Source organism: Agrobacterium sp. NPDC090273, assembly GCF_044772305.1.
Lineage (GTDB): Bacteria > Pseudomonadota > Alphaproteobacteria > Rhizobiales > Rhizobiaceae > Agrobacterium.
Genome location: NZ_JBIVYN010000005.1, coordinates 430,380 through 442,563 on the forward strand (window position 1 = coordinate 430,380; position 12,184 = coordinate 442,563).

Genomic DNA, 12,184 nt, shown 5'->3' on the forward strand with positions numbered 1-12,184 from the left:
CTCCTATCCTCAGCCAGTAATGCTTCCATGCGAAACGTTGAAGAATTGCGCCCGCTCACCGAGTGCAGAGAACATGCCGGTATCCGTGCCCGTCATGAAACTTTGACCGCCAAGAGCGTGGATGAGGTCGAACAGAGCCGCACGTCGACCCTCGTCCAGATGAGCAGCAATTTCATCCAGCAACAGCACCGGCGCGTAACCGGTCATGTTTGCCGTCAACTGTGCGTGCGCCAATACCAGTCCGACAAGCAAAGCTTTTTGTTCTCCCGTCGAACAACGTTCTGCTTCCATGTCCTTTTCCGCGTGACGCACGAAAAGGTCGACCCGGTGTGGCCCATCAAGCGTGCGGCCTGCGGCAGCGTCGCGATAGCGACCGTCACGCAACATCGACGCATACTCATCTTCCAGATCGACCGCCGGTCGGTGAAACGCGTTGTCCATAAAACCGGACAGCGCCAACGCCGCAGACGGAAACGCGGCGTCGCCCTTGCGGGTGTCGATCAGGTTCTTCAAAAGCCCCAGCATCTCGTGACGCGCAATCGCCATGGACATGCCAAGCTCGGCCATCTGCTTTTCAATGCCGTCCAGCCAGACAGGATCGAAGCGCCCTTCGGACAGCAGGCGATTGCGGCCACGCATGGCCTTGTCGAAATCGCTCGCACGACGGCCGTGGGCCGGATCGAGCGACAGAACGAGGCGATCGAGAAAGCGACGACGATCCGAAGATGATCCCGTAAAGAGACCGTCCATGGCCGGTGTCAGCCAAAGGACACGCAGATGATCCGTCAACTCATCGACCGATCGTACAGCCGTACCGTTGAGCCTCAAACGCCGAGAAACGACGTCACCATCCCCTTCGACACCGGTACCAATCGCAACCTCGCCATCCATCCCCTCGACGTCAGCGAAGATCGAAAATCCGGATACTTCCGCGCCAACTCGCGTAACATCCGACAAGACTGCACGACGCAGTCCGCGACCGGGCGAGAGAAACGACACGGCTTCCAACAGGTTGGTCTTGCCTGAACCATTGTCGCCCGTCAGCACCACGTGACGCTCGTCGAGGCTAAGTGATGCCGCCGCATAATTGCGGAAGTCAGTCAGTTTCAGTCGTGTCAGAGAGACCTTGTTCGTCATGGTTACGGCCTAAAACGAACCTCGCGCGATAGCAAGATCGGAGGGCACTTCTCGTTGGCTGAAGGGTGGCGAAACAAAAGGAAATTATTCTGCGCTGGCAACTTTTCAAGCGGATGTTTATTTATGGCCAGTTCAATCTGACCGGTTACCTTGTTCATGCGCCTTGTTGTCTCGCTTATTCTCGCTCTCAGCCTCCTTTCCTCCTGCGCGGGACGACCGGGGGCGGATGTCCTGCAGGCGATCGATACGAAAGCAAACGGTGCGAAAACCCTGACCGCTTACGTGGCAAGCACACGCGATCAAAACGAAGCGGGTAAAGGCTTCGGTACAGGTCGCGCAACGGCACCGAACTATGCCCGCTTTGATATTTCCGTTCCGCCCACCCACAAAAAGGGAAAAATCGAGTGGGCAAGGGGCAAGCCAAATCCCAAAACGGATTTCGTCGTGACCCGCGCCAGCATGCTCAAGGAGCAGGAATTCAATACTGATATGGGACAGATCGCCAAGTCAGGAAAACAGATCGGTCTTTTCGTGCACGGCTACAATTACAGCTATCAGGAAGCCTTGTTCCGTGCAGCGCAAATGGCTGCCGATGCTGATATCAATGGCGTACCGCTGGTATTTTCCTGGCCATCGCAGGCAAATGTTACAGGCTATGTCGCCGACAAGGAATCGGCAACCTATTCCCGCGATGCGCTGGCAGGACTTATGACGGACCTCGCTCGCCAGTCACCCAAAGGAAAGATCGTCGTGTTCGGTCACAGCATGGGCGGTTGGCTGGTGATGGAGGCCTTGCGCCAGTTGCGTTTCGAAGGACGGAACGATGTCATTGCCAAACTTCAGGTCGTTCTGGCGGCTCCGGATATCGACGCAGACGTGTTTCGCAAACAGGTCCAGGTTGTCGGGCGCCTCAATCCACCCCTGACCGTATTGGTCTCCAAGGACGACCGGGCACTCAAGGCATCCTCCATACTCGGCGCCGACGTTACGCGTATCGGCGCCTTGGATGTCGAAGACCCGCAGGTTCAGGAAGCTGCACTCGAAGAGGGTGTGCAGTTTGTCGATATCTCCAATCTGGAAGCATCTGATCCGCTTAATCACGACCGCTACGCGGCGCTGGCGGCCCTACTCCCGCAATTGGAGGCCAACAGGCAGCAAAATGGCTCCGAAATCGGACGGGCGGGCGCTTTCGTTTTCGATGCCATTGGTGCGACAATCTCCAGCCCGTTCCATTTAGCGAGCAAGGTCGTAAACCCGCAATGATGCGGGCTCTTCTTGCAGCAACTCGATATTCAGTCGGGTAACGGGACAGCGGTTTTCGCGAATCCGTAGCATAAGTTCGGCTGGATTTTTCAGAAATCCCAGTCTTCGTCCTCCGTCGCGACGGCCTTTCCGATAACGTAAGACGACCCAGAACCGGAGAAGAAGTCGTGGTTTTCATCGGCGTTGGGTGAAAGCGCCGAGAGGATCGCCGGATTGACCTTGCACGCCTCGGCAGGAAACAGGGCTTCGTAACCCAGATTCATCAAGGCCTTATTGGCATTGTAGTGAAGGAACTTCTTCACATCCTCCGATAAGCCGACGCCATCATAAAGGTCTTCCGTGTACTTCGTTTCGTTGTCGTAGAGTTCCAGAAGCAGGTCGAAAGCAAAATCCTTGATCTCCTGCCGCTCAGCCTCACTCAGCCTTTCCACCGCGCGCTGGAATTTGTAGCCGATGTAGTAGCCATGAACAGCCTCATCGCGGATGATGAGGCGGATGAGATCGGCTGTGTTGGTGAGTTTGGCACGGCTTGACCAGAACATTGGCAGGTAGAAACCGGAGTAGAACAGGAAGCTCTCGAGAAAGACGCTCGCGACCTTCTTTTTCAACGGGTTGCCGCTGTCGTACTCCCGCATGATAAGTGCCGACTTGCGCTGCAGGAACTCATTTTCCTCAGACCAGCGGTAAGCATCGTCAACGTCGGGTGTCAGGCAAAGCGTCGAAAAGATCGAGGAATAGGAACGGGCATGGACGGCCTCCATAAATGAAATGTTGGAAAGCACCGCTTCCTCGTGTTGCGTGACCGCATCCTCCATCAGCCGAACGGCGCCAACACCGTTCTGAATGGTATCGAGCAGAGTGAGACCGGTGAAGACACGGATCGTCAGCTTTTGCTCTTCCGGTCGCAACGTTCCCCATGAGGGAATATCGTTGGACAGCGGCACCTTTTCCGGCAGCCAGAAATTTGACGTCAGACGGTTCCAGACCTCAAGGTCCTTGTCGTCCTCAATGCGGTTCCAGTTTATGGCACGCAAACGGGAAGCAGCCTTTGCGTTGGTCTTGATTTGGATATTCATGTTCGTCACCGGAAATCACAGGGTGCAGGAGACGCAACCCTGCACTTCCGTGCCGGTCAGCGCCATTTGGCGAAGGCGGATGTAGTAGATTGTCTTGATGCCCTTTTTCCAGGCATAGATCTGCGCCCGGTTAATGTCGCGGGTGGTCGCCGTATCGCGAAAAAACAGAGTCAGCGACAACCCCTGATCGACATGCTGCGTTGCTGCAGCATAGGTGTCGATGATCTTTTCAGGTCCGATCTCATAGGCATCCTGATAATAGTCGAGATTGTCATCTGAGAGATAGGCAGCCGGGTAATAAACACGGCCAATCTTGCCCTCTTTGCGAATCTCGATCTTTGAGACGATCGGGTGAATAGAAGAGGTCGAGTGGTTGATATAGGAAATGGAGCCGGTAGGCGGTACTGCCTGAAGGTTCTGGTTATAGAGGCCCGAACTCATCACCGCCTGCTTCAGCGCCAGCCAATCCTCCTGCGTCGGAATAGCAATGCCAGTCTTTTCGAACAGACCTGCCACTTTCTCGGTCGCCGGCTTCCATTCCGTTTGCGTGTATTTGTCGAAATAGTCGCCGGACGCATATTTTGAGTGTTCAAACCCCTTGAAGCTCTGGCCGCGCTCCACTGCCAACCGGTTCGAAGCACGAATGGCGTGATACGTGACCGTGTAGAAGTACATGTTGGTGAAATCGATGCCCTCTTCCGAACCGTAATAAATCCGTTCGCGGGCAAGATAGCCATGAAGGTTCATCTGTCCGAGGCCGATCGCATGGCTGTCGGCATTGCCCTTCGCAATAGAAGGGACGGATGTGATGTTGCTCATGTCAGAGACGGCGGTCAGCGCCCGGATCGATGTCTCTATAGTCTTGCCGAAATCACCCGAATCCATAGCAGCGGCAATATTCAACGAACCGAGATTGCACGAAATATCCTTGCCCAGATGATCATACGTCAAATCGGCATTGTAGGTGCTCGCGTCACTGACCTGCAAAATCTCCGAGCACAAGTTGCTCATGGTGATGCGCCCGGCAATCGGATTCGCCTTGTTCACCGTGTCTTCGAACATGATGTAGGGGTAGCCGCTTTCGAACTGGATTTCGGCAATCACCTGGAAGAAGTCGCGCGCCTTGATCTTCTTTTTCTTGATGCGACTGTCAGCTACCATCTCACAGTATTTTTCCGTGACCGAGATTTCGGTAAACGGCACACCATAGACACGCTCGATGTCATAAGGCGAAAAGAGGTACATATCTTCGTTGTTCTTGGCGAGTTCGAATGTGATGTCAGGTATGACCACGCCAAGTGAGAGGGTCTTGATACGGATCTTCTCGTCGGCGTTTTCGCGTTTTGTATCGAGGAACCGCATGATATCGGGGTGGTGGGCGTTCAGATAGACGGCCCCCGCTCCCTGCCGCGCGCCAAGCTGGTTCGCATAAGAGAATGAATCCTCCAGAAGCTTCATGACGGGAATAACGCCTGAAGACTGGTTCTCGATCTGCTTGATCGGGGCGCCTGCCTCGCGAAGGTTGGTAAGTGACAAAGCCACGCCGCCGCCGCGTTTCGACAATTGCAGCGCTGAATTGATGCCGCGCGCGATGGACTCCATATTGTCCTCGATGCGCAACAGGAAGCAGGAGACAAGTTCGCCACGCTGTTTTTTGCCGGCATTCAGAAAGGTTGGGGTCGCAGGCTGGAAGCGGCCCGAAATGATCTCATCGACCATATCGCGAGCCAGCGACTCGTTGCCACGGGCCAGCGCCAGCGCAACCATGCAAATGCGGTCCTCATAACGCTCGAGGTAACGTTTGCCGTCGAACGTCTTCAGTGTGTAGGAGGTGTAATATTTGAAGGCGCCAAGGAAGGTCGGGAAACGGAACTTCCTGGCATAGGCGTGGTCGAAAAGATCGCAGACGAAGTTGAACGAATACTGATCGAGCACCTCCTGCTCGTAATAGCCTTCCGTCACGAGATAATCGAGCTTCTCCCTGAGGTTATGGAAGAAGACGGTGTTCTGATTGACGTGCTGCAAAAAGTACTGTTTCGCAGCCTGCCGATCCTTGTCGAGCTGGATCTTGCCGTTCTCGTCGTAGAGATTGAGCATGGCATTCAGCGCGTGATAATCAAGCGCTGTATCCAGCGGTTTCGCGGTAACGGAAACTGGCTGTTTTGTGCTCTTGTCCCGAAGGACGTCAGAAGTCAGCGTGTCCAAAATCGTTCCAATCCATGAGTGACGTTGGCGACATCCTCCTCGGTCCCGAGAAGCTCGAAGCGGTAGAGAAAGGGAACCGCGCATTTGCGCGAGACGATCTCTCCAGCCGAGGCGAATGCCGCGCCAAAATTCGTGTTTCCCGCAGCAATGACGCCGCGAATGAGGTTTCGATTGGCTGGCTCGTTCAGAAACCGGATTACGGGTTTCGGAACAGCCCCTTTGGTCCCGCCTCCCCCATAGGTGGGGGTGACGAGGACATAGGGTTCCGACACGAGCAGGGTTTCGTCATCGGTTCCGATAGGTAGCCTGAGCGCCTGGCCACCCAGTTTCTGAACGAAGCGATGGGTGTTTTCGGATCGGCTGGAATAATAGACGATCAGTCCCATCGACCTCTCTCAGGAAATTGCGCTGATCATATCGGGGCGAAAACCGGCCCAATGGCGCTCGCCGGCAATGACGACCGGAACCTGCATGTAACCCAGCCCCCTGACGTGATCGAGGGCATCCGCATCCTCCGAAATATCGATGATTTCGTAGCTGACTCCGATGCGATCAAGCGCGCGATAGGTTGCTGTGCACTGAACGCAGGCGGGTTTGCTGTAAACGGTGACGGTCATGGTGTCCTCTTTCAAAGCTGCTCATACGCGCAGCCGAACGGTCCCGACGGCTCATTACCATCAGGCGGGTGGGTTCATTGATGAATTGGAGCGGCTATGCCGCGACGAACCAAAACCTACGCCGACGAGCGCAGGAAACTATAAAAATACGATGGCATGACTTCACCCCGAAGTTGATCTCTGCGGGATACAGGAAAACGGCGTGCGCAAGTCATTTGCGCCAACACCCTCCTTCCGGACACCCCGCCCGTGGACGTACACGCTCAAGGCAGGTCTCCTGGCTTGCGGGTCTAAACATCAGCTCCAACCTTCCCAGAGCGTAAACCCCAGTGGCACAATATGGAACGACGCTCACCGCTTACAGTTGCGGGGGCAGCCTCGGGATTGTTTCGCCGTCATGGCGTCTCGCACCGAATTCCCGTCTTAGCTCCCAATCCTTGCGAATCGAGAGAACCTTGAACACCACATATAGTATATCATGAATCTTTTCCGTCAACGGATAGACGTGCAAATCCCCGCCATGGTGGATCAAAAAGATTCACCCTATGGTTAGCAAATTCTTATAACGGCTATATTTCAGGCTGTTCCACCCTTATGGGAGTACAGTCACTCCCAGATATCGATGTGGATATCTGCAGGGCGTGAAGATCCGATCACCCGTCTTCCATTCGGAAGATCGTTTTCAAACAGCTTGGCTGCGATCTGGCTTTCGTTCAAACCGTAACCGATCCATCTGTTGCGAAGGCGCTCTTCGAGCACCGCCACGGACGGACCGACGAAAACGCTCATATCAAAACTGTCCGTCAGCCGTGTCCATGGCTCTTCATTGAGAAGCAGGTAATTACCTTCCGCCAAAATGAAACGGGTTTCCGGTGAGATGGCGCGCGCGGACGCGATGGCTATTTCCCTGGAGCGATCGAAAACGGGGACGAGAACTTCCTCGTCGTTTTTGCGAACGGCGGAAACAATATCCAGGAAGCCACGGACATCAAAGGTCTCCGGCGCACCTTTTCTTGCAAGAAGGCTGCGCTCTTCCAGGATACCATTGTCCATATGGAAGCCGTCCATCGGCAACACGGCAGCCATCTCGCCTTTCGCGATCAGAGCGCTGCACAAGGCCTCAGCCAATGTCGATTTGCCGGCCCCAGGGGGACCGGCAATAGCAACGATAAATCGGGGTTTGTCTCCGGCCCGTTGAAGGACCTCTTCAACGATCGTTTCAAGTTTCAATGTCATGCAGCCAGGGTTTCCCGCGGCGGCTCTTTGGCGCCAGTCATGAAGGCGACGGCATCAGACATCGAATACTCCTTCGGATTGATGACGCACAGGCGTCGGCCGAGGCGATGAATATGAATGCGATCAGCCACCTCGAAAACATGCGGCATATTATGTGAAATGAGCACGATCGGAAGCCCTCTGGAACGGACATCGAGTATCAGTTCCAGCACTCTGCGACTTTCCTTGACGCCGAGGGCGGCCGTCGGCTCATCGAGAATGACAACCTTCGAACCAAAAGCGGCTGCGCGCGCCACCGCAACCCCCTGCCGCTGACCACCAGACAGCGTTTCAACCGCCTGATTGATATTCTGGATCGTCATCAAACCAAGTTCGGACAGCTTGTCACGCGCGAATTTTTCCATGGCCGGGCGATCCAGCGCGCGAAACAAGCTTCCACGAATGCCTGACTTACGGATCTCGCGCCCGAGGAACATATTGTCGGCTATGGAAAGTGCGGGGGACAATGCAAGGTTTTGATAGACCGTTTCGATGCCAGCCTTGCGCGCCTCGATGGGCGAGCGGAACTGCACAGTCTGACCTTCGAGCTGGATTTCCCCCTCATCCGGCGTGATTGCACCGGAAATAGCCTTGATCAGCGATGACTTTCCTGCACCGTTATCGCCGATGACCGCGAGGATTTCACCCGGATAGAGATCAAAATCAGCCTGATCCAGGGCGGTGACGCGGCCATAACGCTTAACGAGGCTGCGTGCCGTGAGTATCGGTTCTTTTGTCATCAGCCTGCTACCTTTCTGATCCACTGGTCGATTGCGACAGCCAGGATGATGAGGACGCCGATCAACAGATAGGTCCATTGGGGATCGGTGCCAATGAGACGCAAGCCGAGCGAGAAGACACCGACAATCAAGGCGCCGAAGAGCATTCCAAGGATGGATCCACGACCACCAAACAAGGAGAGGCCACCGATCACCACCGCTGTGATGGATTCAATATTCGCAAACTGGCCAGCAGTCGGAGAAACGGAGCCGATGCGGCCAATCAGCGCCCAACCGGCGAAAGCACAGATGAGGCCTGAGAGAGTGTAAACTGTTGTCAGCATGCGCTTGACGTTGACACCGGCAAGCTCAGCAGCATCCGGATCATCGCCAACGGCGTAGAGATGGCGCCCCCAAGCGGTGTGGTTGAGCACGTACCAGAGGAGTGCGACCAGCAGGACCATGGCAATAACGCCATAGGTGAACACCGCATTACCGAAGCGAACGTTCTGACCGAAGAACTGCAGAATGGGTGCCTGTTGCGCGATATCCTGTGCCCGGATCGTCTCGTTGGCCGAGTAAAGGAAATTGCCGGCAAGAACGATCTGCCACATGCCGAGAGTGACGATAAAGGGTGGCAGGCGCATTCTCGAGACGAGAAGACCGTTGATGAAGCCGCAGAGCGCACCGACAGCAAATCCGCACAGGATGGCGAGTTCCGCTGGCAGACCGTAGCGGAACGCAAATTGTCCCATGACGACGGAAGACAAGACCATGATCGCGCCGACCGAGAGATCGATACCGGCGGTCAGGATCACCAGAGATTGCGCAGCGCCGACGATACCGACGATGGCGACCTGCTGAAGAATGAGGGTCAGCGAAAAGGCAGAGAAGAACTTTCCGCCGAGGATTGCTCCGAAGACAATCAACGAGATCACCAGCACGATCAGCGGCACGGCCGCCGGACTGGAATGCAGAAAGTGCTGAAGCTTCTCCAGAGGAGTTTTGTCGTGCGTATCGAAAGCCGCAACTTGCGTCGAGCTCCCTGAAAGCACCTTTTCGAATTCATTGTGCGGCTGAGCACGCGCCGGCTGATCGCTCATGAATGTTCCTCCCGATCACGCTCGTCTGTTTTGTGTCCCGCTCGCCCGAACATGATGCGGCGGGTTCATGACTGAACAAGGGGGCGAGAGGCCCCCTCGCAGATTTCAGTATCCGGGTATCAACCCCAGCACTTGCCCAGGCCGTCCTTCGTGTCGATCGAATCAAGACCTTTGACGGGCTTGTCGGTCACCAGCGTCACGCCGGTATCGAAGAAATCCTTGCCTTCCGTGGGCTTTGGCTTTTCACCCGTGTCAGCGAACTTCTTCACGGCTTCGACGCCAAGGGCTGCCATCATCAACGGATATTGCTGTGACGTGGCTCCGATCACACCTTCGGCGACGTTCTTGACGCCCGGGCAGCCGCCGTCAACCGAAACGATCAACACATCCTTTTCACGACCGACTGCCTTCAAAGCTTCATAAGCGCCGGCGGCCGCAGGTTCATTGATCGTGTGGACAACGTTCAGGGTCGGATCTTTCTGCAGCATGTTTTCCATTGCTGCTCGTCCACCCTCTTCATTGCCGTTGGTAACGTCATGGCCAACGATACGCGGATCGTCTTCATCGCCAATCTTGTTGATGTCCTTCACGTCGATGCCAAAGCCCTTCATGAAGCCCTGGTTTCGCAGGACGTCCACTGTGGGCTGAGAGGGGGTGAGATTCAAGAAAGCGATCTTCGCATCCTTTGCCTTGTCGCCGAGCGTACCGGCGGCCCATTTGCCGATCAATTCGCCAGCCAGAAGGTTGTCAGTTGCAAAGGTCGAATCGGCAGCATCAATTGGTTCAAGAGGTGTATCGAGGGCGATCACCAGCAGGCCGGCATCGCGCGCCTTCTGGACAGCCGGAACAATACCCTTGGTATCGGAAGCGGTGATCAAAATACCCTTTGCGCCGTCCGCGATGCAGGTTTCGATCGCGGCGACCTGGCTTTCGGAATCGCCATCGATCTTGCCGGCGTAGGACTTCAGGGTCACGCCAAGCTCTTTGGCCTTGGCCGTAGCACCTTCTTTCATCTTAACGAAGAAGGGGTTGGTATCCGTTTTGGTGATGAGGCACACCGACGTGTCGGCGGCAGAAGCGACCGAGGCAAAAGAAACGCCAAGCGCAAGCGCGCCCAAAAGAGCGGAAACAGTGGTCTTCATTTAATCCTCCCAAATGAACAAGTGGGCGCCTTTGCGGCAGCCCGACGATCCCGTCTCCTCCGAGACTGACAATCGCTGAAACAAATGGAACCATCAAAGGCAAACTCTGTCAATAAATAAATCCGATTGAATTATTAATTCGGTGTGGCATTCTAAATCCGTGCAAGCAGGAAAGTCGCAATACTCAAAAACATCGCGATGTATGGCTTGCCAGGAGGCCGGCAGGTGTTGTGTATCGTAAACTCTGCTGGAGGGAGGAAGTGTGAATGAGACAGTCTGTTGACCCGGCGTTGTCAACTCCGGGCAGCGTTACGGATTCGAGCGGAGGGGCCAATCAGATAGGCGTTCGTGCCTATAATGAGCGGCTCGTGATGTCGCTCGTCCGCAGGCATGGAAGCCTTTCTAAAGCCGAGATTTCAAGGCTTTGCGGGCTTTCCGCGCAGACCGTCTCGGTCATCATGCGGTCTCTCGAAAAAGACGGACTTCTTGTGCGCGGCGAAAGGCTTCGAGGAAAAGTGGGACAGCCGTCCACCCCCATGCGACTCAATCCGGATGCAGTGTTTTCCTTCGGTGTCAAAATCGGCCGCCGCAGTGTTGATCTGGTGCTGATGGACTTTGTTGGTCGCATCAAGCTCAAGCTCCACAGAACCTATCCTTACCCGATGCCGGAATGGATCATGCCTTTCGTGATCGAAGGCATCGCCGAAATCGAATCAAAACTGACCGACGCAGAGCGCGAGAAAATCGCCGGTGTGGGCATTGCGGCTCCTTTTGAGCTCTGGAATTGGGCGCAGGAAGTGGGCGCGCCTCAAATAGAAATGGAACGTTGGCGCAGCGTCGATATTCGTGCTGATATCGCTGAGAGCATAAGCTACCCGGTGTTCCTCCAGAATGACGCGACAAGCGCCTGTGGCGCGGAACTGGTTTTTGGAGCAGGTCAGAATTGCCCCGATTTCCTCTATATCTTCATAGGCTCGTTTATCGGCGGCGGGGTCGTCCTCAATTCCGCGCTGTTTTCCGGGCGGACCGGGACTGCTGGTGCAATCGGCCCGCTACCGGTGCAAGGACAGGACGGCAAACCAGTTCAACTTCTGAAAATCGCCTCGATCTTCGTTCTGGAAAACATGTTGCGTGAAGAGGGCATCGATCCGCGACCGCTGTGGTTTTCACCTGATGAATGGATCGATTTTGGTGAGCCGCTGGAGCAATGGATCAGGAATACGGCCGCTGCATTGGCGCAGGCCGTGATTGCCGCCGCATCTATTATCGACTTCTCTTCCGTCATCATCGATGGCGGTTTTCCGGACTGGGTGCGCAAAAGGATCGTGGTTGCCACGCAGCTTGCGCTTGGTCTGCACGATCTTCAGGGCGTTATGATCCCTGAGATCATCGAGGGAGAGGTTGGCAGCCAGGCTCGTGCGGTTGGTGGTGCGAGTTTGCCGTTATTTTCGCGATATTTGATAGACCAGAACGTCTTGTTCAAGGACCCCGGCGGGTGATCTTGGGATGCTGTGGTTTACTTTTCAGATTCTGATTTGGGATTTTTTGGGATGATATTGGTTGCGGGGGCAGGATTTGAACCTGCGGCCTTCAGGTTATGAGCCTGACGAGCTACCGGGCTGCTCCACCCCGCGGCACCATGACTTT

Annotated in this window: 11 protein-coding genes, 1 tRNA gene and 1 riboswitch; of the genes, 2 read left to right on the plus strand and 10 right to left on the minus strand. The window is 55.3% G+C overall.

Annotated features, from left to right (window positions below; genetic code table 11):
• Window positions 1–9: 9 nt before the first annotated feature.
• Window positions 10–1,137 (minus strand): DNA replication/repair protein RecF, encoded by a 1,128-nt coding sequence (gene recF, locus ACIQT8_RS16425; RefSeq protein ID WP_400967125.1) that lies wholly within the window; start codon window positions 1,135–1,137, stop codon window positions 10–12.
• Window positions 1,138–1,293: 156 nt separating this feature from the next.
• Here recF and ACIQT8_RS16430 point away from each other — a divergent pair, with 156 nt between their 5' ends.
• Entirely contained in the window at window positions 1,294–2,400 is a 1,107-nt protein-coding gene (locus ACIQT8_RS16430) for an alpha/beta hydrolase (protein WP_400967128.1), read from the plus strand.
• 89 nt (window positions 2,401–2,489) lie between these two features.
• Here ACIQT8_RS16430 and nrdF read toward each other — a convergent pair whose 3' ends face one another.
• The 8 genes from nrdF to ACIQT8_RS16470 all read right to left on the minus strand — a co-directional run bounded on the left by nrdF (window position 2,490) and on the right by ACIQT8_RS16470 (window position 10,537).
• On the minus strand, window positions 2,490–3,476 hold the full coding sequence (gene nrdF / locus ACIQT8_RS16435; protein WP_400967131.1) for a class 1b ribonucleoside-diphosphate reductase subunit beta: 987 nt from the start codon (window positions 3,474–3,476) through the stop codon (window positions 2,490–2,492).
• A gap of 15 nt (window positions 3,477–3,491) precedes the next feature.
• Window positions 3,492–5,681 carry a class 1b ribonucleoside-diphosphate reductase subunit alpha gene (gene nrdE / locus ACIQT8_RS16440; RefSeq protein WP_400967133.1) on the minus strand — a complete coding sequence of 730 codons (2,190 nt, stop codon included), beginning with the start codon at window positions 5,679–5,681 and terminating at the stop codon, window positions 3,492–3,494.
• Window positions 5,669–6,067, minus strand: a complete 399-nt coding sequence (nrdI, locus tag ACIQT8_RS16445) for a class Ib ribonucleoside-diphosphate reductase assembly flavoprotein NrdI (RefSeq protein ID WP_400967136.1) — start codon at window positions 6,065–6,067, stop codon at window positions 5,669–5,671. Before nrdI ends, nrdE begins: the two co-directional genes overlap by 13 nt.
• Window positions 6,068–6,076: 9 nt before the next feature.
• The gene (nrdH, locus tag ACIQT8_RS16450) at window positions 6,077–6,298 is read right to left on the minus strand and encodes a glutaredoxin-like protein NrdH (protein WP_138794141.1); all 222 of its coding nucleotides are present in this window, start codon (window positions 6,296–6,298) and stop codon (window positions 6,077–6,079) included.
• Between the two features lie 249 nt (window positions 6,299–6,547).
• Window positions 6,548–6,771, minus strand: a riboswitch (cobalamin riboswitch).
• A gap of 133 nt (window positions 6,772–6,904) precedes the next feature.
• The gene (locus ACIQT8_RS16455) at window positions 6,905–7,534 is read right to left on the minus strand and encodes a nucleoside triphosphate hydrolase (protein ID WP_400967139.1); all 630 of its coding nucleotides are present in this window, start codon (window positions 7,532–7,534) and stop codon (window positions 6,905–6,907) included.
• Entirely contained in the window at window positions 7,531–8,313 is a 783-nt protein-coding gene (locus ACIQT8_RS16460; RefSeq protein ID WP_138794139.1) for an ATP-binding cassette domain-containing protein, read from the minus strand. The genes ACIQT8_RS16455 and ACIQT8_RS16460 overlap by 4 nt, the downstream gene beginning before the upstream one ends.
• Window positions 8,313–9,395 carry an ABC transporter permease gene (locus ACIQT8_RS16465; protein ID WP_262523627.1) on the minus strand — a complete coding sequence of 361 codons (1,083 nt, stop codon included), beginning with the start codon at window positions 9,393–9,395 and terminating at the stop codon, window positions 8,313–8,315. Before ACIQT8_RS16465 ends, ACIQT8_RS16460 begins: the two co-directional genes overlap by 1 nt.
• Window positions 9,396–9,514: 119 nt before the next feature.
• Complete coding sequence (locus tag ACIQT8_RS16470; protein WP_400967144.1) at window positions 9,515–10,537, minus strand: sugar ABC transporter substrate-binding protein; 1,023 nt, start codon at window positions 10,535–10,537, stop codon at window positions 9,515–9,517.
• Window positions 10,538–10,803: 266 nt separating this feature from the next.
• Between ACIQT8_RS16470 and ACIQT8_RS16475 the strand changes: the two genes are divergently transcribed.
• On the plus strand, window positions 10,804–12,036 hold the full coding sequence (locus ACIQT8_RS16475) for an ROK family transcriptional regulator (protein WP_138794136.1): 1,233 nt from the start codon (window positions 10,804–10,806) through the stop codon (window positions 12,034–12,036).
• 58 nt (window positions 12,037–12,094) lie between these two features.
• Here ACIQT8_RS16475 and ACIQT8_RS16480 read toward each other — a convergent pair.
• Window positions 12,095–12,171, minus strand: a tRNA-Met gene (locus ACIQT8_RS16480).
• Between the last annotated feature and the right edge of the window lie 13 nt (window positions 12,172–12,184).